This is a genomic window from Pantoea sp. SGAir0418 (assembly GCF_043529865.1).
The window spans coordinates 1,405,026-1,431,990 of sequence record NZ_CP027911.1; the positions used below are offsets into that span (position 1 = coordinate 1,405,026).

Annotated in this window: 20 protein-coding genes; 10 read left to right on the plus strand and 10 right to left on the minus strand. The window is 57.0% G+C overall.

The genetic code is table 11. From position 1 onward, the window contains the following. Nucleotides 1-4: 4 nt before the first annotated feature. A complete protein-coding gene (gene nuoN, locus C1N84_RS06385) occupies nt 5-1,462 on the plus strand; it encodes an NADH-quinone oxidoreductase subunit NuoN (RefSeq protein WP_031280039.1) in 1,458 nt (485 codons plus the stop codon). A gap of 175 nt (nt 1,463-1,637) precedes the next feature. Further along, a complete protein-coding gene (locus C1N84_RS06390; RefSeq protein WP_021509225.1) occupies nt 1,638-2,090 on the plus strand; it encodes a GNAT family N-acetyltransferase in 453 nt (150 codons plus the stop codon). Nucleotides 2,091-2,118: 28 nt separating this feature from the next. On the opposite strand, the gene C1N84_RS06395 is transcribed toward C1N84_RS06390, so the two are convergent. Beyond that, nucleotides 2,119-3,777: a glucan biosynthesis protein D gene (locus tag C1N84_RS06395; RefSeq protein WP_264442590.1), complete on the minus strand. Its 1,659-nt coding sequence runs from the start codon at nt 3,775-3,777 to the stop codon at nt 2,119-2,121. A gap of 288 nt (nt 3,778-4,065) precedes the next feature. On the opposite strand from C1N84_RS06395, the gene elaB reads away from it, so the two are divergent. Together elaB and C1N84_RS06405 are read left to right on the plus strand one after the other, a co-directional pair. Next, nucleotides 4,066-4,374 carry a stress response protein ElaB gene (gene elaB / locus C1N84_RS06400; RefSeq protein WP_021509227.1) on the plus strand — a complete coding sequence of 103 codons (309 nt, stop codon included), beginning with the start codon at nt 4,066-4,068 and terminating at the stop codon, nt 4,372-4,374. Between the two features lie 153 nt (nt 4,375-4,527). Then, entirely contained in the window at nt 4,528-5,724 is a 1,197-nt protein-coding gene (locus C1N84_RS06405) for a nicotinamide mononucleotide deamidase-related protein YfaY (RefSeq protein WP_264442593.1), read from the plus strand. A 363-nt stretch (nt 5,725-6,087) separates the two neighbouring features. On the opposite strand, the gene yfaE is transcribed toward C1N84_RS06405, so the two are convergent. The 4 genes from yfaE to ubiG all read right to left on the minus strand — a co-directional run bounded on the left by yfaE (nt 6,088) and on the right by ubiG (nt 11,194). Continuing rightward, nucleotides 6,088-6,348, minus strand: a complete 261-nt coding sequence (gene yfaE, locus C1N84_RS06410; protein WP_059009141.1) for a class I ribonucleotide reductase maintenance protein YfaE — start codon at nt 6,346-6,348, stop codon at nt 6,088-6,090. Between the two features lie 2 nt (nt 6,349-6,350). Further along, the gene (gene nrdB / locus C1N84_RS06415) at nt 6,351-7,481 is read right to left on the minus strand and encodes a class Ia ribonucleoside-diphosphate reductase subunit beta (protein WP_394541798.1); all 1,131 of its coding nucleotides are present in this window, start codon (nt 7,479-7,481) and stop codon (nt 6,351-6,353) included. Between the two features lie 74 nt (nt 7,482-7,555). Then, nucleotides 7,556-9,841, minus strand: coding sequence for a class 1a ribonucleoside-diphosphate reductase subunit alpha (gene nrdA / locus C1N84_RS06420; RefSeq protein ID WP_021509231.1), 2,286 nt, complete (start codon nt 9,839-9,841; stop codon nt 7,556-7,558). A 627-nt stretch (nt 9,842-10,468) separates the two neighbouring features. Then, nucleotides 10,469-11,194: a bifunctional 2-polyprenyl-6-hydroxyphenol methylase/3-demethylubiquinol 3-O-methyltransferase UbiG gene (gene ubiG, locus C1N84_RS06425; RefSeq protein WP_021509232.1), complete on the minus strand. Its 726-nt coding sequence runs from the start codon at nt 11,192-11,194 to the stop codon at nt 10,469-10,471. Between the two features lie 176 nt (nt 11,195-11,370). On the opposite strand from ubiG, the gene gyrA reads away from it, so the two are divergent. After that, nucleotides 11,371-14,010: a DNA topoisomerase (ATP-hydrolyzing) subunit A gene (gyrA, locus tag C1N84_RS06430; protein ID WP_021509233.1), complete on the plus strand. Its 2,640-nt coding sequence runs from the start codon at nt 11,371-11,373 to the stop codon at nt 14,008-14,010. 167 nt (nt 14,011-14,177) lie between these two features. Further along, on the plus strand, nt 14,178-17,030 hold the full coding sequence (gene rcsC, locus C1N84_RS06435) for a two-component system sensor histidine kinase RcsC (RefSeq protein WP_394541800.1): 2,853 nt from the start codon (nt 14,178-14,180) through the stop codon (nt 17,028-17,030). 42 nt (nt 17,031-17,072) lie between these two features. Here rcsC and rcsB read toward each other — a convergent pair whose 3' ends face one another. Genes rcsB through C1N84_RS06450 form a run of 3 tightly spaced genes read right to left on the minus strand, consistent with a single transcriptional unit; the run spans nt 17,073 to nt 21,561 of the window. Then, a complete protein-coding gene (rcsB, locus tag C1N84_RS06440) occupies nt 17,073-17,723 on the minus strand; it encodes a response regulator transcription factor RcsB (RefSeq protein WP_013509853.1) in 651 nt (216 codons plus the stop codon). Nucleotide 17,724: 1 nt separating this feature from the next. Further along, nucleotides 17,725-20,382: a phosphotransferase RcsD gene (gene rcsD / locus C1N84_RS06445; RefSeq protein WP_264443628.1), complete on the minus strand. Its 2,658-nt coding sequence runs from the start codon at nt 20,380-20,382 to the stop codon at nt 17,725-17,727. A 24-nt stretch (nt 20,383-20,406) separates the two neighbouring features. Continuing rightward, complete coding sequence (locus C1N84_RS06450; protein WP_264442607.1) at nt 20,407-21,561, minus strand: MFS transporter; 1,155 nt, start codon at nt 21,559-21,561, stop codon at nt 20,407-20,409. A gap of 892 nt (nt 21,562-22,453) precedes the next feature. Here C1N84_RS06450 and ompC point away from each other — a divergent pair. Further along, nucleotides 22,454-23,563 carry a porin OmpC gene (gene ompC, locus C1N84_RS06455; protein WP_394541802.1) on the plus strand — a complete coding sequence of 370 codons (1,110 nt, stop codon included), beginning with the start codon at nt 22,454-22,456 and terminating at the stop codon, nt 23,561-23,563. 22 nt (nt 23,564-23,585) lie between these two features. Here the strand turns inward: ompC and C1N84_RS06460 are convergent, their stop codons facing one another. Beyond that, the gene (locus C1N84_RS06460) at nt 23,586-24,149 is read right to left on the minus strand and encodes a TetR/AcrR family transcriptional regulator (RefSeq protein ID WP_264442611.1); all 564 of its coding nucleotides are present in this window, start codon (nt 24,147-24,149) and stop codon (nt 23,586-23,588) included. Nucleotides 24,150-24,246: 97 nt separating this feature from the next. Between C1N84_RS06460 and C1N84_RS06465 the strand changes: the two genes are divergently transcribed. Beyond that, entirely contained in the window at nt 24,247-24,702 is a 456-nt protein-coding gene (locus tag C1N84_RS06465; protein WP_058758444.1) for a nuclear transport factor 2 family protein, read from the plus strand. Between the two features lies 1 nt (nt 24,703). On the opposite strand, the gene C1N84_RS06470 is transcribed toward C1N84_RS06465, so the two are convergent. Further along, nucleotides 24,704-24,859: a hypothetical protein gene (locus C1N84_RS06470; RefSeq protein WP_164861051.1), complete on the minus strand. Its 156-nt coding sequence runs from the start codon at nt 24,857-24,859 to the stop codon at nt 24,704-24,706. A 401-nt stretch (nt 24,860-25,260) separates the two neighbouring features. Between C1N84_RS06470 and apbE the strand changes: the two genes are divergently transcribed. Next, nucleotides 25,261-26,292 carry an FAD:protein FMN transferase ApbE gene (gene apbE, locus C1N84_RS06475; protein ID WP_021509242.1) on the plus strand — a complete coding sequence of 344 codons (1,032 nt, stop codon included), beginning with the start codon at nt 25,261-25,263 and terminating at the stop codon, nt 26,290-26,292. Nucleotides 26,293-26,309: 17 nt separating this feature from the next. Beyond that, nucleotides 26,310-26,951 carry a DNA oxidative demethylase AlkB gene (gene alkB / locus C1N84_RS06480; protein WP_264442621.1) on the plus strand — a complete coding sequence of 214 codons (642 nt, stop codon included), beginning with the start codon at nt 26,310-26,312 and terminating at the stop codon, nt 26,949-26,951. Nucleotides 26,952-26,965: the final 14 nt, after the last annotated feature.

The window sequence follows — 26,965 nt, forward strand, 5'->3', positions numbered from 1 at the left end:
CGCCATGACAATAACTCCTCAACAATTGATCGCGTTGCTACCGCTGTTAATCGTCGGATTGACGGTGGTGGTTGTGATGCTGTCCATTGCGTGGCGACGCAACCACTTTGTTAATGCCACGCTGACGGTCATCGGTCTTAACCTCGCGCTGCTGTCGCTGTGGTTTGTGGGCCACGTGGGCGCCATGGATGTCACGCCGCTGCTGCGCGTGGATGGCTACTCGATGTTCTATACCGCGCTGGTGATGCTGGCGAGTCTGGCAACCTGCACCTTTGCTTATCCGTGGCTGGCCGGTTTCCCGGACAACAAAGATGAGTTCTATCTGCTGGTGCTGATTGCGGCGCTGGGCGGGATCGTGCTGGCCAGCGCCAACCATCTGGCGGCGCTGTTCATCGGTATCGAACTGCTGTCGCTGCCGCTGTTTGGTCTCATCGGCTACGCCTTCCGTCAGAAGCGCTCGCTGGAAGCGGCGCTGAAGTACATGATTCTGTCGGCTGCGGCTTCTTCATTCCTGATCTTCGGTATTGCGCTGGTCTACGCCGATTCCGGCAGCCTGAGCTTTGTGCAGCTCGGCAAGAGCCTGAATGACAGCATGATTCAGCAGCCGCTGCTGCTGGTCGGGCTGGGCATGATGATCATCGGTCTTGGCTTTAAGCTGTCACTGGTGCCGTTCCATCTGTGGACGCCAGACGTTTATCAGGGCGCGCCGGCTCCGGTCTCGACCTTCCTCGCCACCGCCAGCAAAATCGCTATCTTTGCGGTCATCATGCGTCTGTTCATGTACGCACCGGTAACCGACAGTGAAGCGGTGCGCACCGTGCTGGGTGTGATTGCCTTCGTCTCGATCCTGTTCGGTAACCTGATGGCGATTTCGCAGAGCAACATCAAGCGTCTGCTCGGCTATTCATCTATCGCGCATCTTGGCTATCTGCTGGTGGCGCTGATTGCGGTGAAAACCCATCAGCTGTCGCTGGAAACCGCCGGTGTCTATCTGGCCGGTTACCTGTTCAGCAGCCTCGGCGCCTTCGGTGTAGTCAGCCTGATGTCGAGCCCGTACCGTGGTCCGGATGCGGATACGCTTTACTCGTATCGCGGTCTGTTCTGGCATCGTCCGATTCTCTCCGCCGTGATGACGGTGATGATGCTGTCGCTGGCCGGTATCCCGATGACGCTGGGCTTTATCGGTAAGTTTTACGTCATCGCGTCTGGTGTTAACGCGCATCTGTGGTGGCTGACCGCAGCGGTTGTCGCCGGTAGCGCCATTGGTCTGTATTACTACCTGCGCGTTACGGTTAGCCTGTACCTCAGCCCGCCGGAACTGCACACCCGCGATACCCCGGCCAACTGGGCGTTCACCGCCGGTGGTGTGGTGGTGCTGATCTCCGCCATCCTCGTGTTGCTGCTCGGTGTTTATCCGCAGCCGCTCATCACGCTGGTGCAGCTGGCTCAGCCGCTGATGTAAACAGTGCGTCATCTTCACAATCAGGCCTGCGGGCCTGATTTTTTTTGCCTGCAATTTGAGAGTTTGATCACATAGCTCCGCGTGCCCGCCCCTGTTACGTGCTGCCCACTGCGTTTAGCGCATGCGCTGTGATAGGCTGTGAAGATCACTTTTTTCGCTCAGACAAGGAAGCACGATGGATATGCAATGGCTTGATTGCCACCACAGTGAACTGACCGCGCAGCAGCTGTATACCGTGCTGGCGCTGCGCAATCAGGTGTTTATCGTCGAACAGGCCTGTCCGTATCAGGATATAGATGGCCAGGATTTGACGGCTGATAACCGCCATCTGCTGGGCTTTCTTGATGGCAAACTGCTGGCGTATGCGCGTCTGCTGACGCCCGCGCTGGCTTCTTCGCCGGTGACCATTGGTCGGGTGATTGTGTCGGAAGAGGCGCGCGGCCTGAAACTGGGCTATCGGCTGATGGAGCAGGCGCTGAACAGCTGCGAACAGCACTGGCCGCAGCGGGCGGTGTATCTGTCCGCGCAGGCGCATCTGGAAGGCTTTTATGGTCGCCTGGGCTTCCGGGCAGTCACGGACGTTTATCTGGAAGATAATATTCCGCACGTCGGCATGCAGAAAAACTAACGGCGAGGTGTTGGCCTCGCCGTGCAGGTTAGCCCGGCGTCATCTGCCGGTCGTCGGTGTACTTGCGCTGATCGGGCGGTGGCGGGAAGTACTGATACAGCCAGGTTTCGCTCAGCGTCTCATCTTTGGTGCGCAGGAACAGGCGCATATCCACCGGTTTGGTTGAGTCGCTGTTCGGATACCAGTCAAACAGGATACGGTAACCTTTCAGCGGTTCGACGTAGAGAATCTCCACCTGTTTGAAGGTGCCGGACGACACGGTGATCACCGGTTCGATACCTTTCGGCGCGGCCGCCTGCAGGTCGCCGCCAATGAAATCGATAGCAAAGCGGCGGCACCACTGGTCCGGGAAGTGTTCGCCCGGTGCCCAGCCTTCCGGGAAGCCACCAATACCGGTGCGCGTGGCGTCAACGCGGGCCAGACCGCTGCGGACTGGCGGCAGCTGGCTCCAGTAGAGTTTGTACTGGAAATTAAACTCGCTGCTAGCTTTGACCGGCTCGGCCGGCTGCCAGAAGCAGACGATGTTATCCAGCGTTTCCCCGGTCGTCGGGATCTCCATCAGGTTGATGGCGCCTTTACCCCATTTACCGATCGGCTCAACCCACAGGCTGGGTCGTTTGTCATACCAGCCAATCACGTCCTGATAATCTTTGAAATCATGATTCAGCTGCAGCAGACCGAAGCCGCGCGGGTTTTCATCCTGATAGGCATTAAATTGCAGGCGCTGCGGGTTATTCAGCGGACGGGCAATCCACTCGCCGCTGCCGCTCCACATCGCCAGGCGATCGGAGTCATGAATCTGCGGATGATAGGTATTGCACATGCGGCGTTCGTTGGTGCCGCAGCTGAACATGCTGGTCATTGGCGCAATACCGAGCTGACGAATCTCGTTGCGCGCAAACAGGTGGTTTTCCACCTCCATCACCACGCGTTTTTCTTCGCAGTGGATGGTGAACTTGTAGGCACCGGTGACGCTGGCCCCGTCCAGCAGTGCATACACCACAAAGGTGGTGTCTTCAGCTTTTGGCGTCTCGAACCAGAAGGCGGTGAAGTCGGGAAACTCTTCCTGGCCATTGCTGAAGGTGTTAACCGCGACGCCACGGGCTGACAGGCCATATTGGTAGGTTTCATCTACCGCGCGGAAGTAGCTGGCACCGAGGAAAGAAACGATGTCGCGTCGCGCCAGCTCCGGTTTTTTAAAGGCGCGGAAACCGGCAAAGCCGAGGTCGGTTTTACCCACCAGCTGCTGGGTATCCACGTTGGCGTTGTGATAATTAAACAGTTCCGGACGGAAGTGGATTTCCCGCGCCTCGCGGCTGGCGGCGTCAACGGAGAACATGCGAATGCGGCGCTTAAAGCCCATGCCAACGTGGAAGAACTGCACATCCAGCTCGCGGTCGGCGATGTTGTTCCACAGTGAGTGGTTAGCGTCGTACTGAATTTCGTTATACGCCTGCGGTGTCAGATTGGCCAGGGTCGCGGGCAGGGGGCCGGGCGCGCCGCCCCAGGGCTGTTTGGCCAGCGCCGCGGCTTTCTTTTTCAGCACATCGAAATCGAAGCGCACGGCGGTTCCGTCGGCGATGCCATCATCGGCCCAGGCGGACTGCGCAAACAGCGAGGAGAGCCCGGTCATGCCGCTAACGGCAGAGAGGGCCATGGACGCTTTCATAAATTTTCTACGATTCATGCCGGAAATCTTTTCCTTAGCTGCTCGGGTGTATTGAGGCTGTCGCAAGACATTTAGCGTCAGGCTACAGGGGGTTACGACAGTGGCGAAAATAAAAAATTCAGTCCGCTGAAAATTTATCAGATTAATCAAATAAACGAAGCACAATTCCGCGTGCAACGCCCCGGATGACATAACTTTGCGTTCAGCGCGGCAAAAAGCGTAGTCAGCGGATGACGGCGCGGCGCAAAAACGCAATTTATGACTATAGTTAATCGACACCGCATTTAAACATGGAGGATTGTGAACATGTCATCTACCGATCAATTTGAAACCCGTCTTGATGACGATCTGGCGCTGCTGACGGAAACGCTGGAAGAAGTGCTGCGCTCCTCGGGCGATCCGGCGGACCAGAAATATATCGAACTGAAGCAGAAAGCCGAGCAGGCGCTGGAAGACGTGAAGAATCGCGTGAGCCAGGCGTCCGACAGCTATTACTATCGTGCCAAACAGGCAGCGTATCGTGCCGACGATTACGTGCATGAAAAACCGTGGCAGGGCATTGGTATCGGTGCGGCTGCCGGTCTGTTTGTTGGCCTGCTGCTGGCGCGCCGTTAATCCCCGTGGGCGCGATGTTCGTCGCGCCCGATTCCTGCTTTCCCGCTGTTTCCTTTCCGCATCGCGATTAACCCGCTATTTCGCACCGGTGGCGATTGTGTTTCGCCTGCGCGCTCCCTACAGTGAAAGCCACAGGGATAAGGAGAAGAGATCGTGATACGTGTCGAAATGCTCTCAACGGGCGATGAAGTGTTACATGGGCAGATTGTCGATACCAACGCCGCGTGGCTGGCCGATGTGCTGTTTCAGCACGGCCTGCCGATGACCAGTCGCAGCACGGTCGGCGATGCGATGAGCTCGCTGGTTGAAGCGCTACAGAGTCGCAGTCAAATTGCCGACGTGCTGATCGTAAACGGCGGTCTCGGGCCGACCAGCGACGATCTCAGCGCCCAGGCAGCGGCCACCGCCAGCGGCAGCGAATTGGTGCTGCAACAGGCGTGGCTGGAGAAGATGGAAGCCTGGTTTGCCAGCCGCGGGCGGCTCATGGCACCCAGTAATCGCAAGCAGGCGGAGATTCCGGCCAATGCCGAATTGATCGATAACCCGGTCGGCACCGCCTGTGGGTTTGCCCTGCAGCTTAATCGCTGCTGGATTTTCTTTACGCCCGGCGTGCCGTCAGAATTCAAAGTGATGGTTGAGCAGCAGATTATTCCGCGTCTTAAGGCGCGTTTTACGTTGCCAGAACCCCCACTGTGCCTGCGTCTGACCACCTTTGGTCGCGGCGAGAGCGATATCGCCGCCGAGCTTGAACCGCTGCCGCTGCCGGAGGGCGTAGTGATGGGCTACCGTTCGTCGATGCCCATCATTGAGATCAAACTAACCGGCCCGGCCAGCAAGCGCGTGGCGATGGAGCAGGTGTGGCAGCAGGTTAAGTTACTGCTGGCCGAGTGCACCATTTTTGATGGCTTTGAAGGATTGCCCGCCGTGCTGGCGCGGGAACTGCAAGATCGCGGCTTCCGCCTTGCTCTGAGCGAACAATACACAGCCGGGTTGCTGCACTGGCAGCTGGCCGCCGCGCAGGTGCCGCTTAGCGCCGCTGAGCTGCTGCCGGCTCGTGAGGAGTCGCTGGAAGCGCAGGTTACGCGCACGCTTCAGTTGGCCGCTCAGCAGGGCACGGTGCTGGCTTTGTCGGTTGGTGATTTGCAGGAAGGGGAAGTGTCGATTGCGCTGCACACCCCGGAAGCCAGCTGGGGCCAGCGGGTGAAATTTACCCACGGGCGGCACAATCTGGAAACCCGGCAGAAAGTGGTAGCGATGATGGCGATGAATATGCTGCGCCGCTGGCTGCACGGCAGTGAAGTCAGTACCGGTCACGGCTGGATTGATGTTCTGGAGACGGTGAAGAGCTGACTCAATTGTGCTGGCGGTCATCATCAGCAAGGTCAGAGGGGAAGTTGAGCACGCCCGGAACGGCAAAACCCGCTCCCTGCGGGCCTCGTCACGCGGCATCCTTGCCGCGTGACGTCCGGCTTAGCTCAACATCCCCTCTTCCCATTAGCATTAGTGTCGCTGCAGGGTGACGTTCTGTTACCGCAATGAAGAAGCCTGATAGGGCGTGGGGGAGGTTGCCGCTTGCAGCAGCCTCCGCGCCAGGACGGCGCGGCGGCAGGCTCCAGGGATGGATTTACGCCGGTGCAGCAAGCGGCAACCTCTCAGACGACCTGTATGGATGTTGCAGCATTAAAGGACTTTTGCGTTTGGTGTAGCGGCAGGTTACAGCTCGATCTCAATCTCCCCTCTGGCCTTACAACAGCAGGGCAGAATCTCGCCCTGCTGAATAAACGCCAATGGGGTTTCCGCATAATCCACTTCGCCTTTCAGCAGACGCATGCGGCAAGAGCCGCAGTAGCCTTCGCGACACTGAAACTCGACGCACACATTGTGTGCTTCCAGCGTCGTCAGCAGATTAGGGTGTTCGTCTGCGCACTCCAGCCGGGAGCCGGAGCTGCGCAGGATTATCACGGAACGGCTCATGCTTACAGCTGGAAATCGTTGAAGTCGTCTTCGCCCACTTCGGAGTCGATCTGACCCACCAGATAGGAGCTCACTTCAACTTCCTGCGGCGCCACCTGCACGTTATCTGACACCAGCCACGAGTTAATCCATGGAATCGGGTTCGAACGCGTCTGGAACGGCAGATCAAGGCCCACCGCCTGCATGCGGATATTGGTGATGTACTCAATGTACTGGCACAGAATGTCCTTGTTCAGACCAATCATTGAGCCGCCGCTGAACAGATACTCAGCCCACTCTTTTTCCTGCTCGGCCGCTTTCTTAAACAGGTCGAAGCACTCGTCGCGGCACTCAGCGGCGATCTCTTTCATTTCAGGATCGTCTTCACCGGTAAGCATCAGATTCAGCATATGCTGAGTGCCGGTCAGGTGCAGCGCTTCGTCACGGGCAATCAGACGAATAATCTTGGCGTTGCCTTCCATCAGTTCGCGCTCGGCGAAGGCGAACGAGCAGGCAAAGCTGACGTAGAAGCGAATCGCTTCCAGCGCGTTAACGCTCATCAGGCAGATATACAGCTGCTTCTTCAGCGCACGCAGATTCACGGTCACGCTCTTGCCCGCCACCTGATGCGTGCCTTCACCCAGCAGATGCCAGTAGTTGGTCATCTCGATCAGATCATCGTAATACTTCGAGATATCCTGCGCGCGCGCCAGAATCTGCTCGTTAGTCACGATGTCATCAAACACCAGTGACGGATCGTTGACGATATTACGGATGATGTGAGTGTACGAGCGTGAGTGGATGGTCTCGGAGAACGCCCAGGTTTCCACCCAGGTTTCCAGCTCGGGAATCGAAATCAGCGGCAGCAGCGCTACGTTCGGGCTGCGGCCCTGAATGGAATCCAGCAGCGTCTGATACTTCAGGTTACTGATGAAGATGTGCTTCTCGTGCTCCGGCAGCGCCTGATAGTCGATGCGATCGCGCGAGACGTCAACCTCTTCCGGACGCCAGAAGAAAGAGAGCTGCTTCTCGATCAGCTTTTCAAAGATGTCGTATTTCTGCTGGTCGAAACGGGCAACGTTCACTGACTGGCCGAAGAACATCGGCTCTTTCAGCTGGTCATTTTTGTTCTGTGAGAAAGTAGTGTAAGCCATGACTAAGTCCAAAAGTGAAACGGGCCAGCCGCTGCTGGCCCAGACACGATAAGGCGCCCGCAGGCGCCTTTCGATCAAATTTTACAGGCGCCGCTTTCGCAGCCATCGTCCTGAATAGACGGCGCCAGATCGTCCTGCGCATCCTCGGCACCGTCACGGGTGTTTTGGTAGTACAGGGTCTTCACGCCAAATTTGTACGCGGTCAGCAGATCTTTCAGCAGCTGCTTCATCGGCACTTTGCCATTGGCGAAACGGCCTGGATCATAGTTGGTGTTCGATGAAATCGCCTGATCGATAAACTTCTGCATCACGCCCACCAGCTGCAGATAGCCATCGTTTGATGGCATCTCCCACAGCAGTTCGTACTGATCTTTCAGACGCTCATACTCCGGTACCACCTGGCGCAGAATCCCGTCTTTCGACGCTTTGATACTGATGTGACCGCGCGGCGGCTCGATACCGTTGGTGGCGTTCGAAATCTGCGAAGAGGTCTCAGACGGCATCAGTGCAGACAGTGTAGAGTTGCGCAGGCCGTGGGTTTTAATCGACTCACGCAGCGCTTCCCAGTCAAGGTGCAGCGGCTCATTGCATACGCTGTCGAGATCCTTTTTGTAGGTATCGATCGGCAGAATGCCCTGCGAATAAGTGGTCTCTTTAAACCACGGGCAGGCACCTTGCTCTTTCGCCAGCTCGTTGGAGGCTTTCAGCAGCCAGTACTGAATGGCTTCAAAGGTTTTGTGCGTCAGGTTGTTGGCGCTGCCGTCGGAGTAGCGCACACCGTGTTTCGCCAGGTAATAGGCGTAGTTGATCACGCCAATACCCAGGGTACGACGGCCCATCGCACCGCGTTTTGCCGCCGGAATCGGGTAGTCCTGGTAATCGAGCAGGGCATCCAGCGCACGTACTGCCAGCGTCGCCAGTTCTTCCAGATCGTCCAGGCTTTCAATCGCACCGAGGTTGAAGGCGGACAGGGTGCACAGCGCGATCTCGCCGCTTTCGTCGTTGACGTCTTCCAGCGGTTTGGTCGGCAGCGCAATTTCCAGGCACAGGTTAGACTGACGCACTGGCGCAATGGCCGGATCGAACGGGCTGTGAGTGTTGCAGTGGTCAACGTTCTGTACGTAGATACGGCCGGTTGAGGCACGTTCCTGCATCATCAGCGAGAACAGGTCGACGGCTTTCACGCGCTGCTTGCGGATGCTGTCGTCCTTCTCATATTTGGTATACAGACGCTCAAACTCATCCTGATCGGCGAAGAATGCGTCATAAAGGCCTGGCACGTCGGACGGGCTGAACAGGGTGATGTCTTCGCCTTTCAGCAGGCGGGTGTACATCAGCTTGTTGATCTGCACGCCGTAGTCCATGTGACGCACGCGGTTGCCTTCGACGCCGCGGTTGTTTTTCAGTACCAGCAGGCTTTCCACTTCCAGATGCCACATCGGGTAGAACAGCGTTGCCGCACCGCCGCGCACGCCGCCCTGCGAGCAGGATTTCACCGCCGTCTGGAAGTGCTTATAGAACGGGATACAGCCGGTGTGGAACGCTTCACCGCCGCGGATCGGGCTGCCGAGCGCACGAATGCGACCCGCGTTGATGCCGATACCGGCACGCTGTGACACATATTTCACAATAGCGCTGGAGGTGGCGTTAATGGAATCCAGGCTGTCGCCGCACTCGATCAGTACGCAGGAGCTGAACTGACGGGTCGGGGTGCGCACGCCGGACATGATAGGCGTAGGCAGCGAAATCTTGAACGTGGAGATCGCATCGTAGAAACGCTTGATGTAATCCATGCGCGTATCGCGCGGATAGCCGGAGAACAGGCAGGCGGCGACCAGAATATACAGGAACTGGGCGCTCTCGTAGATTTCACCGCTGACGCGGTTCTGCACCAGATATTTGCCTTCCAGCTGCTTCACTGCCGCGTAGGAGAAGTTCATGTCGCGCCAGTGGTCGATGAAGCCGTCCATCTGCTCGAACTCTTCGGTGCTGTAGTCTTCCAGCAGATGGCGATCGTATTTGCCCATCTCGACCATTTTCACTACCTGGTCGTACAGCTTCGGCGGCTCAAACTGACCATACGCTTTTTTACGCAGGTGGAAGATCGCCAGACGCGCGGCCAGGTACTGGTAATCAGGCGCGTCACGGGAGATCAAATCGGCCGCTGCTTTGATGATGGTCTCGTGAATGTCCGAGGTTTTGATGCCATCGTAAAACTGGATGTGCGAACGCAACTCAACCTGCGAGACGGAGACATTGTTCAGCCCTTCAGCTGCCCAGTCCAGCACCCGGTGAATCTTATCGAGGTCGATGCGCTCCTGGCGGCCATCGCGTTTCGTAACGAGCAGACTTTGGTTCATGTCGCGTGTTTACCTGTCCATGAAATACAAAATTATCCCCCGTCTATTCACAGGCGGCTCATTGTGAGTAAGCCTGTGGATAAACACTATATATAGGGGGTGCGGAAAGTTTGAACAACAATATGGTGAGTATTCTAGTCAGCAATCGGATCATCACAAGAGTTGATTTTCACAAAATTTTACGCCCTGGGGGGTGGCGAAAATCCTGGATCCCCACGCCACAAGGCCTGCACCTGGTGTCAACGGATAACAGGTTTTTTTTCAATTTTTGATCGAGCGCGTGTTTATTGCTCAACCGCTGCGATTCGGGAAATTTCCCAGGCGAAAAAAGCCCGCGCCGCTCCGTCAGCAGCGAACTTATCTGCGTTTGCTTATGAATTTTTTATGACCTTTTCACCTTACAAAAAGCGCATCGCAGCGTCTAAAAGGAAATTGATCTGGATAGGGCCAGCGCGTGATAAACCGGGGGCGGTCGGAAGTGAAAGGAGGACTGGCAGTTTGTAGAGCGTTATGCCGTTCAGTTGGGTAAATTGCTAGTCGTAGATTCCATAGCGGCGCGATTTTTCGCGTAATACATCGCGCCGCTACAACAGCGCTGCCCACGGGCAGGCAGGCGAAACAGGTCGTTTACGCCTGACGGTGGGTATGCACCATATAATTGACGTCCACCCCACGGCCAAGACGGAACTGATTAGTCAGCGGATTGTAGTGCAGGCCAGTCATATTGCGTTCACGCAGGGCGGTCTCATCCACCCAGTTCAGCAGCTCGGCAGGACGAATAAATTTTTTCACGTCATGGGTACCGCGCGGCACCATGCGCAGCACGTATTCAGCGCCAAACACCGCCAGCAGCCAGGCTTTAGGGTTACGGTTGATGGTGGAGAAAAACACCTCGCCGCCCGGTTTCACCAGCTGCGCGCAGGCCAGCACCACGGAACGCGGATCCGGCACGTGTTCCAGCATCTCCATACAGGTTACCACGTCGTACTGACCGGCATGGCTGGCCGCATGCGCTTCAACCGTCTGCTGCACGTAATTGACGCTCACACCGCTCTCCAGCGCGTGCAGACGCGCGATCTCCAGCGGCTCGGCGCCCATATCCAGACCGGTGACTTCCGCCCCTTCACGCGCCATGCTCTCGGCGAGAATGCCGCCGCCGCAGCCGACATCCAGCACTTTCTTACCGAACAGCCCATGGCTGTGCTGGGCAATCCAGCCAAGACGCAGGGGATTAATGCGGTGCAACGGCTTAAATTCACCCTCTAAATCCCACCAGCGTGATGCAACCGCCTCGAACTTGGCAATTTCGGCGTGGTCAACGTTCTGGCGGCTTTCCTGCGGTTGTTCATTCATTGAATCATGACTCCTGACAAAATATGCCACCAGTATAAACGTATAAACCCTGCGAGGCATCTCTCAGCGCAAAGGAAAAGCGCCACAAAACCCTGCTTTACGTTCACCGCACGCAAGCGATGTGATATACTTTCGCACCTTTAAAATCCGGGATTATGTAGAGGGATAGCGGCTCCATGAGCGACCTTGCGAGAGAAATTACACCGGTCAATATCGAAGAAGAGTTGAAAAACTCCTACCTCGATTACGCCATGTCGGTCATCGTTGGCCGAGCCTTACCCGATGTACGTGATGGCCTGAAGCCGGTGCATCGCCGTGTGCTTTTTGCCATGAGCGAACTGGGTAACGACTGGAACAAACCCTATAAAAAATCTGCCCGTGTGGTCGGTGACGTTATCGGTAAATATCACCCACACGGTGACTCCGCTGTGTACGAAAGTATCGTGCGCATGGCCCAGCCGTTCTCCCTGCGCTACATGCTGGTCGACGGTCAGGGTAACTTCGGTTCGGTCGACGGCGACTCCGCCGCAGCGATGCGTTATACCGAAGTGCGCATGGCGAAGATCTCCTCTGAACTGCTGGCTGACCTGGAAAAAGAGACGGTCGACTTTGTGCCGAACTATGACGGCACCGAGCAGATCCCAGAAGTCCTGCCGACCAAAATTCCTAACCTGCTGATCAACGGCTCCTCCGGTATTGCCGTCGGCATGGCGACCAATATTCCGCCTCACAACCTGACGGAAGTGATCAACGGCTGTCTGGCGTTTATCGAAGATGAAAACATCAGCGTCGAAGGGCTGATGGAGCACATTACCGGGCCGGATTTCCCGACCGCCGCCTTTATCAACGGTCGTCGTGGCATTGAAGAAGCCTACCGCACCGGGCGCGGTAAAATTTACATCCGCGCGCGCGGCGAGATCGAAACCGACGCCAAAACCGGTCGTGAAACCATCATCGTCAATGAAATCCCGTATCAGGTGAACAAAGCGCGCCTGATCGAGAAAATTGCCGAGCTGGTGAAAGAGAAGCGCGTTGAGGGCATCAGCGGCCTGCGTGACGAATCTGACAAAGACGGCATGCGTATCGTCATTGAAGTGAAACGCGATGCGGTCGGCGAAGTGGTGCTCAACAACCTCTACTCGCTGACGCAGCTGCAGGTCTCTTTCGGCATCAACATGGTTGCCCTGCATCAGGGCCAGCCGAAGATCATGACGCTGAAGGAGATCATTGAAGCCTTCGTTCGCCACCGCCGTGAAGTGGTGACGCGTCGTACCATCTTCGAACTGCGTAAAGCGCGCGATCGTGCGCACATCCTTGAAGGTCTGGCGATTGCGCTGGCCAACATCGATCCGATTATCGAGCTGATTCGTCGGGCTCCGACGCCAGCCGAAGCGAAAAGCGGCCTGCTGGCGCAGTCGTGGGATCTCGGCAACGTCGCCGCCATGCTGGAACGAGCCGGTGACGACGCCGCGCGTCCGGAGTGGCTGGAAGCCGAGTTTGGTATTCGCGACGGTCGCTACTACCTGACCGAGCAGCAGGCACAGGCCATTCTTGATCTGCGTCTGCAGAAACTGACCGGCCTTGAGCATGAAAAACTGCTCGACGAGTACAAAGAGCTGCTGGACCAGATCGCCGAACTGATTCACATCCTGCAGAGCGCCGAGCGCCTGATGGAAGTGATCCGTGAAGAGCTGGTGGCGATGCGCGATCAGTTTGGCGATGCGCGCCGTACGGAAATCACCGCTAACAGCGCTGACATCAACATCGAAGACCTGATCAACCAGGAAGATGTGGTGGTCACCCTGTCGCATCAGGGCTACGTCAAATACCAGCCGCTGTCAGACTATGAAGCCCAGCGTCGCGGCGGTAAGGGCAAATCGGCGGCGCGCATTAAAGAAGAAGACTTTATTGATCGTCTGCTGGTGGCCAACACCCACGACACCATTCTGTGCTTCTCCAGCCGTGGCCGCCTCTACTGGATGAAGGTCTATCAGCTGCCGGAAGCCAGCCGTGGCGCGCGCGGTCGTCCGATCGTCAACCTGCTGCCACTGGAAGCCAACGAGCGTATCACCGCGATTCTGCCAGTGCGCGAATATACCGAAGGCTTCAACATCTTCATGGCGACCGCAGACGGTACCGTGAAGAAAACTGCGCTGCAGGAGTTCAGCCGTCCGCGCAGTGCCGGCATCATTGCCATCAACCTGCGTGAAGACGATGAGCTGATTGGTGTGGCGCTGACCAACGGTAACGACGAAGCGATGCTGTTCTCTGCCGCCGGTAAAGTGGTGCGCTTCGCGGAGAGCGCGGTGCGCGCCATGGGCCGTTCGGCTTCGGGCGTACGCGGCATCAGGCTGGCCGAAGGCGACAAAGTGGTGTCGCTGATTGTGCCACGTGAAGAGGGCGCGATTCTCACCGTAACGCAGAACGGCTACGGCAAGCGTACTGCTAACAGCGAGTATCCGACCAAATCGCGCGCCACGCAGGGCGTGATCTCGATTAAAGTCACCGAGCGTAACGGGCCAGTGGTTGGCGCGGTACAGGTGGTGGATAGCGATCAGATCATGATGATCACCGATGCCGGTACGCTGGTGCGTACCCGCGTGTCGGAAGTCAGCGTGGTGGGCCGTAATACGCAGGGCGTGATCCTGATTCGTACCGCGGAAGATGAAAACGTGGTCGGCCTGCAGCGCGTCGCTGAACCGGTGGAAGAGGAAGAACTCGACGCCATCGACGGCAGCGTGGCAGAAGGCGAAGACGATATCGCGCCGGAAGTCGACAGCGACGACGACGCACCGGAAACAGACGACGAAGAGTAACCGTTCGTTGTCTGTCACAAGCGGCAGGTCAGGGCAACCGACCTGCCGTTTTTTTTGTCTGACTTTCACTCCCAAAGTCGCGTGCCAACTGGCTTTTTCGCCCTGATAAAGCTAGTGTATGAGAACTTTTCAACGTCCCGATAACCCTTGCCGCCAGTGAGTCTCTTTTGAAATATCTCGTCTCCTTTCGCACCACGCTTCGCATCTCGCGCTACCTGTTTCGTGCGCTGGCACTGCTGCTCTGGTCGCTGGGTGCGCTGTTGACCACTTTCTACATCATCAATGTGCTGCACGAGAAAGAGAACGCGGTGCGCCAGGAGTTTGCCACTAATTATGGTCAGGCCGAATGGTATGTGCGCCACTCCGCGGATGTGATGCGCGAGCTGAAATACATCACTGAGAATCGCCTGAGCAGCAGCGTCAACGGGCTGGATATGCTCAACGGCATGCCGGGCGGCAAAAGCACGCTGCCGCAGTTTACGCCGCTGTTTACCGACGGTGACTGCACGTCAATGAGCAACACCTGGCGTAACTCGCTCGATTCCCTGAGCTATTTCATTAACTACTGGAAAAGCAATTTTGCCTCAGCCTATGAACTCAATCGGGTGTTCTTTATCGGCGGCGAAAATCAGTGCCTGGCAGACTTCACCATCGGTAACAATAATCCGGTCGATCGCGAACGCAGCCTGAAGGCGCTGCGCGAAAACGTGCTGCACTACCGCAGCGGCAACGAGGAAGAGCGGCGTAATCCGATGTACTGGATTACCAACAGCAGCCAGCCAGGCATCGGCAACTTCTACATGGTGGTGCCGGTTTACGTCGCCAACAAACTGCAGGCGCTGCTCGGCGTGGAACAGAACATTCGCCTGGATGAATTTATTCAGCCCGGCGGGCTGCCGCTGGTGGCCACCATCACCGATGAAAACTATCGTCCGCTGATCAGCTCACGACGCGGCGGACCCGGTTATTCGCTGGACGATCTGCCGGATAACAGCGCCTGGTTTGGTTATCTTGACGGCTATCGTCAGCTGGTGCTGAAAAAGCCGCTGCCGCCGTCCAGCCTCAATGTGGTGTGGTCGCTGTCGACCGATGTGCTGATGGATCAGCTCAAGCTGATGCTGATCAACGCGCTGCTGCTCAATATTCTCATCGCGCTGATTCTGTTTACCCTGGCATGGGTGTTCGAACGCCGCATGTTCCTGCCGGCGGAAGACAACGCTCATCGGCTGGAGGAGCACGAGCAGTTCAACCGCAAGATTGTCGCGTCAGCGCCGGTCGGCATCTGTATTTTGCGAACCAGCGATGGCACCAACATCCTCAGTAATGAACTGGCGCATAACTATCTGACGCTGCTGACGCAGGAAGATCGCCTGCGGCTGAATGAAATCATCGGTGGCCAGCAGGTTAATTTTGTCGATATGCTGACCGGCAGTAACACTAACCTGCAAATCAGCTTTGTGCATTCGCGCTACCGCAACGAGAACGTGGCGATTTGCGTGCTGGTCGACGTCTCGGCGCGCGTGCGCATGGAGCAGTCGCTGCAGGAGATGGCGCATGCCGCCGAGCAGGCCAGCCAGTCCAAATCGATGTTCCTTGCCACCGTCAGTCATGAACTGCGGACGCCGCTGTACGGCATTATCGGTAACCTCGATCTGCTGCAGACCAAATCGCTGCCGAAGGGCGTGGATTCGCTGGTCACGGCGATGAACAACTCATCCAGCCTGTTGCTGAAAATCATCAGCGATATTCTCGACTTCTCAAAGATCGAGTCCGAGCAGCTGAAGATTGAGCCGCGTCCCTTCTCGCCGCGTGAGGTGGTCAACCATATTGCCAGCAACTATCTGTCGCTGGTGGTGCGCAAGCGCCTGACGCTGTATGTGTTCATCGAGAACGATGTGCCGCTGGCGCTGGATGGCGATCCGCTGCGCCTGCAGCAGGTGATCTCCAACCTCTTGAACAACGCCATCAAATTCACCCACACCGGCTGCATTATCCTGCACGCCTATGTTAAAGAGGGGTATCTGGCGTTTCGCGTGCGCGACACCGGCGTGGGAATTCCGGCAAAAGAGATCACGCGCCTGTTCGACCCGTTCTTCCAGGTCGGCTCCGGCGTGCAGCGTAATTTCCAGGGCACCGGGCTGGGACTGGCGATCTGTGAAAAGCTCATCAACATGATGGATGGCGACATCGAAGTCGACTCTGAACCGGGCATGGGCAGCCAGTTCGTGGTGCGTATTCCGATCTACGCCGGACAGCAACCCGCGCCGCCGCTGCTGGATGGTCTGCAGGAAAAAGCCATCTGGCTCGACCTGCGCAACGACTATCTGGCGGCCTTCCTGCTGCGTCTGCTCCAGCAGCAGGGCATCCAGGTTGCGCACTATCAGGGGCGGGCTGGGGCGGACGATGTGATGATCTGCGATCACCACGACGCGCCAGCGCAGACGGTACGCGCGCGCATCCGTATCTGCGGTGAACATATTGATATGCCGCAGGAAACGACGTCGGGACAGTGGGTGCACAGCAGCGCGACGCTGCACGATCTGCCGCTGCTGCTGGGCCGGATTTATCGCATTGCCATCGACAGCGAAACGGCGACCACGCTGGAGCTGCCGGTGCCGCAGCAGGCCTCCAGCTATGAAGACATCATGGTGCTGATCGTTGATGACCATCCGATTAACCGGATGCTGCTGTCTGAACAGCTCGGCACGCTGGGCTATCAGACCAAAACGGCGCAGGACGGCGTGGATGCGCTCAACGTGCTCAGCCGCAACCATATCGATATCGTGCTGAGCGATGTCAACATGCCAAACATGGACGGCTACCGGCTGACGCAGCGTCTGCGCCAGCTGGGGCATGCTTTCCCGGTGATTGGGGTGACCGCTAACGCACTGGCGGAAGAGAAACAGCGCTGTATGGATGCCGGCATGGATAACTGCCTGTCAAAACCGGTGACGCTGGATGTGCTGAAAACCACGCTGGCGCTGTATGCCGAACGTGTTCGCAAAAGCCGGGAAGGGTAAGCAGGGCAGAGGGGAGGCGGTGCCGAAGCACCGCCGCAGGGATTACTCTTTGTCGACCTGAGTGGCGCTGACGGAAGAGAGGTAGTTCAGCAGCGCGATATCGTTATCCACGCCCAGCTTCATCATTGCTGATTTCTTCTGGCTACTGATGGTTTTGATACTGCGGTTCAGCTTCTTGGCGATCTCGGTGACGAGGAAGCCTTCGGCGAACAGACGCAGCACTTCGCTCTCTTTCGGTGACAGACGTTTGTCGCCGTAGCCGCCGGCGCTGATTTTCTCCAGCAGTTTGGCCACGCTTTCTGGCGTGTACTTTTTGCCTTTCTGCAGGGCTGCCAGCGCTTTTGGCAGGTCAGTTGGTGCACCCTGTTTCAGCACGATGCCTTCGATATCCAGATCCAGTACCGCGCTCAGGATCGCTGGGTTATTGTTCATGGTCAGAACAATAATGGAGAGATCCGGATAGTGACGCTTGATGTACTTGATCAGCGTGATGCCGTCGCCGTATTTTTCGCCCGGCATCGACAGATCGGTAATCAGGACGTTGGCATCCAGTTTGGACAAGCTATTGATCAGTGCTGTTGAGTCTTCAAACTCACCTACCACATTCACCCATTCGATCTGTTCCAGAGATTTACGGATACCGAACAGAACGATTGGATGGTCATCGGCAATAATTACATTCAGGTTATTCATCTTATTGGTTACCTTGCTGCAGCAGTTGGTTGACGTACGCGTCAATTTCACTGGTGGTATTTTTAATGGTTAAATCGTCGCACAGTTTAATGTGCTGTTCTAACTCTTCACAAAGCTGTTTACCCGGCATTAAATTGAGCATGGCAAACACGCCTTTCAGGCGATGCGCTGTCTGAGCAAGCGAGGGATAGTCCTTCTCCGCCGACTCAGTATACAGTCTCTTCACATCTGGCGGTACTGTCTCCGTAAACAGCTGGAAATAGCCGCCGCTCAGCAGCGGCGTAGCAGCCTCATCGTCGTCGCTCTCCTCTATCGAATCGTGAGCCAGTTGCTTCTCAATCAGGGCCAGCAGCGCATCAAGCAGCGCATTGCTGAGATTGAAATTGACCCGGAATTGCTGGTCGTTGAGGGCGTGATGCCCCATTTCGTCGCCCGCCAGCAACAGCGCCCAGCCCTGCAGGCGCGCCGGATCGTCCGTCACCAGCACATCATGCTCCTGCCCGGACAAGCGTTCGTCCGAGGTCAGGCAATTTGCCCCCCAGTTCTCGAGGTGGCGGCAGACAATTTTGTGTACGTCTTCGACCGCGATATCCACCAGCGCCGTCACGCCTTCCAGCAGTTTCTCTTCCTGCTCGCTCTGCTGTTCCAGCGCCAGCGGCAGCTGAATGTTGTAGCGCGTGCCGATATCCGGTTTGGCGATAATCTCCAGCTGGCCGCCCATCTGTTTGCACAGCTGCTTACACAGGAAAAACGCCATGCCGGACGCCTGACCGTAACGATCCTGCGTGGTTTCGCCAAGGTAAGGGAAATCGACGTTGGCCAGCTCGTCGCCGGTCAGGCCTGAGCCGGTATCCACCAGCTGGAACAGCACGCTGTTGACTTTGCTGTCGCTGGCTTTGATATCGAGGGAAATCTTGCCCCACTGCGTGGTGGTGAGCGCGTAGTGCATCAGCGTGGTCAGGACTTTACGCAGCGCGCGGCGATCGCCAAAGCGCATCTCGTCGTTGGCCAGCTGATTGTTGACCACCAGCGTCAGCCCTTTGCGCCGCAGCAGCGGCAGGCTCTCCAGCGCAATCTCATCGAGCAGATCCTGCAGGTTAAACACGCCCGCATCCGGCGACCAGTCGTGGGCTTCCAGCCGGTTGAGCAGGACGATATCGTCCACCAGCCGCGCCAGACCCTGGCTCTCATCCAGCAGATCCAGCACGCTCTCGTCGTCATCGCGCTGGCTGAGCTGCACCAGCTGCGTCACCATGCTCTGCAGCGGACGATTAAGCGCATGGCCAAGATTCTGCATCAGCTGCTGGCGCATCTGGTGGTTGCGATCCAGCACCTGCTGCGCTTTTTGCAGCTTCTTATTCACCAGCAGCTCGCGATCCTGATCGCGCATCATAAACAGCTGGGTGTGCGGCGACAGCATGCTGCGCGCGTGGCGAATCTCATACACTTCGTTGTTAATGGTAGCCTGCAGCACGCCCTGATGCTGATCGGACATATTGATGATCTTCTGCAGATTGAGATGCGGCAGCAGATGCTCAGCGATTTTGTTGCTCAGCAGCGTGCGATTGGTACCAAAGTCATACACCAGCAGCCCGACCGGCAGGCTGGCGACGATCTCCTCATTCAGCATACGCAGCGAATCAAGCTCAGCGCTCTGGTTCTCATTCGGTCGCAGTGACTGCTGGCGCAGCAGCGTAATGCCGGCGATAGACAGCAGGAACAGTACCAGGTTGATCAGCAGCGGCCACATCAGGTTATGCAGGGTATCCATCGCCAGGCTGGCGAGCGGCACCCGGTATACCAGCTGGAGCGAGGTGCTGGGCAGCGTGGCGGCAATCTCCAGGTTCGGGTTAACCAGCGTCACCGTGGTGCTTTCGCTGCTGGCGTCATCGCTGGTGGCGCTGCCGGGCTGGCTGGCATCCTGACGCAGCTGGAAGTTCTCCAGCGGCATACTGCGTGGAATCAAATCGTTAACCGGCAGATCGAACGCCACCACCGTGGCTAAATGACCTGGCTGGTTAAACGTGGTGCGCAGCGTGAAGTAGTGATCGTTCTGCCAGGCAAAGTGGCGCAGCGGCGAGAAGCTTTCGCGTTCGTCGAGCGCATTGGCCTGCTGCAGCATTTCGGCGCGGCGGCTGTCCACCAGCGTATTGATGGCGCTCTCTTTATAGCGCGTCGCCATATCCTTGAGCGGCAGGGTCGAGATCATGATCAGGCTGTTGTCCTGACCATTGAGGAAGTACATCGACCACGCCGGATTTTCAGCGCCCCACAGCGTATCGAGATAATTGGACATGCGCAGCGTCATATCCAGCGTGCTGCTGTCGTGCGAGCCAAAAATCAGCGCTTCGGTCTTGCGGCGGGTTTTCTCCAGATAGTAAACATCCGGGCGCAGGCGCGTCTCCTGCAGGCTACTGCTCGGCGTCGAGCCCGCGGCGCTGGTGGCGAGATTTTCATAGATTTGCCAGGTGGCAAAGCGGTAAGCATCAATGCGTTTTTGCATCGCGCGCGCCAGGTCGGTCATGGCGTAGCGCTTTTCCATGATCCACGCATTCACACTGTTATGCACCATGGCACCGAGCGCGAGAAACAGCACCAGGTTAAACACCACGAAAAAGCGCGTTACGTTGCCGGAGGTCAGCGGAAATTTATAAGGCAGCATAGGTGTCTCAGGATCCTGCAATTAACGCGCGACCAGCCGGGCGCTGGCGGCAACCGCCAGCAGCAGCAGGGCGATAAGTAAAAACGCGCCGCTCAGGCTGAGCCACTGGGAAATAAAGCCGATTAAAGCCGGGCCTGAAAGAATACCCGCATAGCCAAGCGTTGTCATGGCGGAAATCGCCAGATTGGCCGGCATATCCTGTTGATTACCGGCGGCATTAAACAGCATCGGCACGGTATTGGCCAGGCCAAAGCCAACCAGCAAAAAGGCCAGCAGCGCCGCCTGCGGCCACGGCAGCAGCACCGCCAGCGTCATGCCGGCTGCCGCCGCCAGCGCACCGGTCAGCATCACCGGATAGCGGCCAAAGCGCTGAATCACTTTATCGCCCGTCAGGCGACCTATGGTCATGGCGATGGAGAAGATGGCGTACCCCAGACCGGCGTGCGCCACGCTCATGCCCGGACTTTGCAGCAGCAGCAGGGCGCTCCAGTCGAGTACCGCGCCTTCCGCAAGGAACAGAATAAAGCACAGGCAACCGAGGAAGGCGACCCAGCCGCGCGGGATCACCAGCCAGGGTTGATCGGGCTGATGCAGCCGCTCTGTCATCAGCGTCGGCAGGCTGCACAGCAACAGCAGCACCATCAGCAGCATGATAACGCCCACTGCCTGCAGCGGTGTCAGACCCGCGCCAAGTAACAGGCTGACCGCGCCGGCGCCAAGAATACCGCCAAGGCTGAAGAAACCGTGGAAACCGGACATCATCGGCTTCGCCGCCGCTTTCTCAACCTCAACCGCCTGCACATTCATGGCCACATCCAGCATGCCGAGCCCGGCACCGAACACCATCAGCATGGCGGCCATCAGCCACATCACATCCAGCGTTGCCAGCAGCGGCAGTACTGCCAGCACCACCAGCGTGGAGCACAGCATAACGCGGCGGCAGCCAAAGCGTGCCACCAGCGCACCGGTCACCGGCATTGCCGCCAGTGAACCAATGCCGAGACACAGCAGCAGGCCGCCCAGCGACGCGCCCGTCAGCTGGAGACGCTGACTGGCAAACGGCACCAGCGGCGCCCACGCAGACATGCTTAAACCGGCGATGAGAAAAACGAGGCGTGTTCCCAGATTGACACGCTGATGCAATTTGTTGGGCTGTGCGGCGTCCAGTGCTGTCATAAAGGTGTCGTTGTCATAAGTCGTTCGAGCGACGAAGTTTAGCATTAAAGCTGGCGTGGCACCGCTCAATGAAGGCGAAGAGCAAGGCAAAAATGGTCGCCAGAAAACAGCATATTACCGATCTTTTGCAAGGCGCTGCGCTTTTCCAGACATTTCCTGGACTTCATAAGCTCTCTGGCTCTGAGTAAACCGACAGATTCAGTGAAAATTTGGCTTAAGTTGGGGTGAAAATCGATTACTGCGGCAGCGCTAACTTACTGAATAGTGGTAAAGAATATTCCGCAAACGGTTGGACAAACGCATCGGCTATATTTTTGTGTAACTTTATTACGCCCGGAAATTAACATTGCGCAATCATGGCTAAGTAATGAACAAAAAGTGCGAAAACGAACAAATAATGGCGTCCTGAGTGGCGGTTAATTTAACCTCAGTAAACAGGTTTACATAAAATTACACAGCGGAAGAAAAATGGCAGGCAAAAAAATGCCGGACAATCATGTCCGGCGGGAATTAGGGTAAATCTCTCATTCGGGGTGAATGAAGGTAATAATGAAATAAATGATGATAGCGAGAGTAATTGTATGCGCTGAGTGGCGTTAAGTTTTATCATTCAGTGCGGCAGCTTATCTCATCTTATCCCTATGTATTTAAATGAATAAAATTCGGTTTATCAATTAGTGCGATATTTTTTGCCGATGTGTGCTGATTATTAGTTCCGCGAAATTTACATTTAGAAATAACTATTTAATACAATGAAACACTTTCGGAAATTTAGTATCATTTTCGTGATAGATTATTGCTCTCCATAAAATAACAATGGCTTGCCGGCTGAATTTTTAAGCATTCAGTTAGCAGTGGCACATATAAAAGGCACATTACAGAGGGTAATAAAATGAAACGTCGCGTTCTCTCCCTGATGATTCCTGCATTGCTGGTGGCAGGCTCAGCAAGCGCAGCTGAAATTTATAACAAAGATGGCAACAAATTAGACCTCTACGGCAAAGTAGACGGCCTGCACTATTTCTCGGACAACGATGGCCAGGGCGGTGACCAGTCTTACCTGCGTTTTGGTTTTAAAGGTGAAACTCAGGTGACCGACCAGCTGACCGGCTACGGTCAGTGGGAGTACCAGGCAGCGCTGAACACCGCAGAATCGCAGGGCACCGCCAACAGCTACACCCGTGTCGGCTTCGCCGGTCTGAAATTCGGTGATGCGGGCTCGTTCGACTACGGCCGTAACTACGGCGTACTGTATGACATCGGCGCCTGGACTGACGTGCTGCCGGAGTTTGGTGGTGACACCTACGGCGCGGACAACTTCATGTTCCAGCGCAGCAACGGCCTGGCGACTTACCGCAACAGCAACTTCTTCGGGCTGGTGGATGGCTGGAACTTTGCCGTGCAGTATCAGGGCAAAAACGACAACCCAACCGAATCCTCTTCCGGTCGTGATGTCCTGGGTGAGAACGGCGACGGATGGGGCCTGAGCACCACCTACGATCTCGGCTCCGGCTTCGGTCTGGGTGCGGCGATGTTCCAGTCTGACCGTACCAACAATCAGAACGGCAACGCGCCAGGCATTCTTGGTCGCGGTGATAAAGCCGAAGCCTACACCGGCGGTCTGAAATATGACGCTAACAACGTGTATCTGGCGGCGATGTACACCCGTTCTTACAATGCAACCCGCTTCGGCGCGGTGGATTCCGCTGCGTACGGCTATGCCAACAAAGCGGACAACTGGGAACTGGTGGCACAGTATCAGTTTGACTTCGGTCTGCGTCCGTCGCTGGCCTTCGTCTCCTCACGCGGCAGCGATATCGAAGGTTACGGCAGCCAGAACCTGAAAAAATATGTCGACGTGGGTGCGACCTATTACTTCAACAAAAACATGTCGACCTATGTTGATTACCAGATTAACCTGCTGGACGACAACAACTTCACCGATGCGGCCGGTATCAACACCGACGACATCGTTGCGCTGGGCCTGGTTTACCAGTTCTAAGCCGGAGAGCGTGGCCTGCGGGTCACGCTCTGATCTCCAGCAGCGCGTTCAGCGCCGCCTGCAGCGTTGCCGTCACCTGCTGCGCCGCTTCCCCCATCTGAACCTGCACGATTGCGCCATCTACCAACAACACGATCTGCCCGGTTTTATCCTGCTGCGCTGTGCTGAGTCTTTCGGCAATGGCGGCCGCCATCTCACGCTTGTGCTGGCGAATCAGTGCGCTCGCTTCCGGCAGGGTATCAGTCAGTTCTGCCGAGCTATTAATAAACGCACAGCCGCGGAAATCCTCCTCCTGAAACCAGCTCAGTAACGCCGCCGGCAGCGCCACGTTGATGGCAGGCTGCTGCGCCAGCGCGCTGCGAAAGCCGCTCATCCAGCGCTGATGGCGCTGCTGCAAAAACGCCAGAATTAAGTCATTTTTAGCCGGAAAGTGGCGGTAGAAGGTCACTTTGGTCACGCCAGCCGCGGCAATCACTTTATCAATGCCGGTAGCACGGATGCCTTGCGCATAAAACAGCTGTTGCGCGCTGAGCAGGATGCGGTCACGCGCGCTGGCGCTGGCATCAAACAGCAGGGGTGCGAGCATAAGAAAAAATTCCTGTTTTCGGGGGTAGACAGAATTGTCTACATACGGCAGGATGAATCAAGTAGACAGACCTGTCTACATCATCAGGAGATAAAAAATGCTCATCCCTCCGTTCGATCATCAAAGTGCCTTAGAAAAAGTGCGTATGGCGGAAGATGCCTGGAACAGCTGCGATCCGCAGCGCGTGTCGCAGGTTTACAGTGAAGATACCCGCTGGCGCAATCGCAGCGAATTCGTTAACGGCCGCGCGGACGTCGTGACCTTTCTGCAGCGCAAATGGGCCCGCGAGCTGGATTATCGGTTGATTAAAGAGTTATGGGCGTGGCACCACGATAAGCTGGCGGTGCGTTTTGCCTATGAGTGGCGTGATGACAGCGGCAACTGGTTTCGCAGCTATGGCAATGAAAACTGGCACTTTGGTGCCGATGGTCTGATGATTCAGCGCTTCGCCTGCATCAACGATTTGCCGATTAGCGCTGAAGCGCGGCTGTTTCACTGGCCGGCTGGCAGACGCCCGGACGATCATCCGGGCCTGAGCGAGCTGGGTCTGTAATTTACGGCGCGTTGCGCCAGCGTCTGGCCTTTGCCGCCTGCTGCGGGGATGTGGTGGCAGGCGGCAGGCTGCCTTCCAGCGCCACCCCCGCCAGCGTAAAGGCGGAAAAGCTCAGCCAGCGCTGCCATTTATCCTGTTGTTCTGTTGCCTTACTCATCTTGCACCTCGCTGATGTTCAACCCACCATCAACGCTGCACAATTCATGCCATGCCACCGCTCTCAGCGCCACGCGCCCCGTGGCCGCTTTGTTACACTGCGCCAGCGCTGAAGCGGTGCAGGATGCACGACGCTGGTGCAATGCCTTAACGTCGGCGCGACGGATAGTGCTGAATCAGACGGTGGCGATAGTGCTGCCAGCAACGGAAGCTTCCGTAAGCAAATAACCCGGCGGTAATAGCAAGAATCATATAAATCATCTGTCGCTCCTGTAAGGATTCTCGTGCAGGAACGCAGTATGCTGTGCCAGCCAGCGATCAACTTCAAGCAGCTTTAGACGGTTTTACAAGCGAGTTATGCTTTGTAATAGGCTGTAGTAATGAGTTACAGACGAGGAATTGATGAATTTTCAGAACATTCTGCTGACAGGCATGGTAGCACTGCTGCTGAGCGGGTGCGAGCAAAAACCGGCGCAGCAGGCGCTGGTGCTGGAAGGCAAAACCATGGGAACGGTGTGGCGCGTGAGTCTGGCGGGCGTGGATGCTCAGCGTAAAGCCGCGCTGCAGCAGGCGATTCAGCAGCAGCTCGATCGCGACGATGGCGAACTCTCCACCTGGAAAAAGGACTCGGTGCTGTCGCGCTTCAACCAGTATCAGGGGCAGGATCCTCAGCCGGTCAGTGCCGATATGGCCGATATCGTCACCCGCGCGCTGCGCATCGGTCAGCTGACCGGCGGCGCGATGGACATTACCGTCGGACCGCTGGTGAATCTGTGGGGCTTTGGCCCGGCGCAGCAGCCGGCGCATACGCCATCGGATGCCGCTATCGCCGCCGCCAAAGCGCAGACCGGCCTGCAACACCTGCGTGTGATTGAAACGGTGAACGGCCAGTGGCTGCAGAAAGATCTGCCTGGCCTGTATGTCGATCTCTCCACCATGGGCGAAGGCTACGCCACCGATCACCTGGCGCGGCTGATGGAGCAGCAGGGCATTACTAATTATCTGGTGTCGGTGGGCGGGGCGGTGCTGAGTCGCGGCCTGAATGCCAGCCAGCAGCCGTGGCGGGTAGCCATCCAGAAACCGACCGATCGCGAGAACGCGGTGGAGGCACGCGTCGATCTGCAGGGGCACGGAATCAGCACCTCCGGTAGCTATCGCAACTATTATGAACTGGATGGCAAACGCATCTCGCACGTGATCGATCCGGCCAGTGGCCGACCCATCGATCACCGGCTGGTCTCAGCCACGGTGATAGCCACCACCGCGCTGGAAGCCGACGGCTGGGACACCGGGCTGATGGTGCTCGGCACCGAGCGTGCCAAAGCGCTGGCGCTGAAACAGCATCTGGCGGTGTATCTGATTACGAAGCAGGGCGACGGTTTCAGCCACTGGATGTCGCCACAGTTCAAATCGTTTCTTATCGATCAGCCCTGACCTGACAGGAGGTAACTGTGCTGGATCTATTTAGTGAAGACGCGCCATGGCAGGAGCCGCTGGCCGAGGGCGCGGTGATTCTGCGGCGCCGGGCGCGCGAGCAGGCCGATGCGTTGCTGGCGGCAATTCATGACGTCGCGGCCCTTAACCCGTTTGCCCATCGCATCACGCCGGGTGGACATCGCATGTCAGTCGCCATGACCAACTGCGGCGATTTCGGCTGGTCGACCGATTCGCGCGGTTACCAGTACACCGAACAGGATGTCAGCAGCGGCCGTAAATGGCCACCGATGCCTGCGTTGTTTCGCACGCTGGCGCAGCAGACCGCGCAGGAGGCCGGCTTTGCCGGTTTCAATCCGGACGCCTGCCTGATTAACCGTTATGAGCCCGGCGCCAAACTAACGCTGCATCAGGATAAGGATGAGAAGGACTTACGCCAGCCGATTGTCTCGGTATCGCTTGGCCTGCCAGCCATTTTTCAGTTTGGCGGTTTTGAGCGCGGCGATGCGACCCAGCGCGTGCTGCTGGAGCACGGCGATATCGTAGTGTGGGGCGGTCCGTCGCGCCTGCGCTATCACGGCATTTTGCCGCTAAAAGCGGGCATCCATCCGCAGGCTGGCGCGTTCCGTTACAACCTGACCTTCCGCCGCGCCCAGTAACCGTAAAACGGATG

Coding starts and splice junctions, on each gene's coding strand:
- nuoN (WP_031280039.1), top strand. CDS start 5: ATGACAATAACTCCTCAACAATTGATCGCGTTGCTACCGCTGTTAATC.
- C1N84_RS06390 (WP_021509225.1), top strand. CDS start 1,638: ATGGATATGCAATGGCTTGATTGCCACCACAGTGAACTGACCGCGCAG.
- C1N84_RS06395 (WP_264442590.1), bottom strand. CDS start 3,777: ATGAATCGTAGAAAATTTATGAAAGCGTCCATGGCCCTCTCTGCCGTT.
- elaB (WP_021509227.1), top strand. CDS start 4,066: ATGTCATCTACCGATCAATTTGAAACCCGTCTTGATGACGATCTGGCG.
- yfaE (WP_059009141.1), bottom strand. CDS start 6,348: ATGAGCCGTTCCGTGATAATCCTGCGCAGCTCCGGCTCCCGGCTGGAG.
- nrdB (WP_394541798.1), bottom strand. CDS start 7,481: ATGGCTTACACTACTTTCTCACAGAACAAAAATGACCAGCTGAAAGAG.
- nrdA (WP_021509231.1), bottom strand. CDS start 9,841: ATGAACCAAAGTCTGCTCGTTACGAAACGCGATGGCCGCCAGGAGCGC.
- ubiG (WP_021509232.1), bottom strand. CDS start 11,194: ATGAATGAACAACCGCAGGAAAGCCGCCAGAACGTTGACCACGCCGAA.
- gyrA (WP_021509233.1), top strand. CDS start 11,371: ATGAGCGACCTTGCGAGAGAAATTACACCGGTCAATATCGAAGAAGAG.
- rcsB (WP_013509853.1), bottom strand. CDS start 17,723: ATGAATAACCTGAATGTAATTATTGCCGATGACCATCCAATCGTTCTG.
- C1N84_RS06450 (WP_264442607.1), bottom strand. CDS start 21,561: ATGACAGCACTGGACGCCGCACAGCCCAACAAATTGCATCAGCGTGTC.
- ompC (WP_394541802.1), top strand. CDS start 22,454: ATGAAACGTCGCGTTCTCTCCCTGATGATTCCTGCATTGCTGGTGGCA.
- C1N84_RS06460 (WP_264442611.1), bottom strand. CDS start 24,149: ATGCTCGCACCCCTGCTGTTTGATGCCAGCGCCAGCGCGCGTGACCGC.
- C1N84_RS06465 (WP_058758444.1), top strand. CDS start 24,247: ATGCTCATCCCTCCGTTCGATCATCAAAGTGCCTTAGAAAAAGTGCGT.
- C1N84_RS06470 (WP_164861051.1), bottom strand. CDS start 24,859: ATGAGTAAGGCAACAGAACAACAGGATAAATGGCAGCGCTGGCTGAGC.
- apbE (WP_021509242.1), top strand. CDS start 25,261: ATGAATTTTCAGAACATTCTGCTGACAGGCATGGTAGCACTGCTGCTG.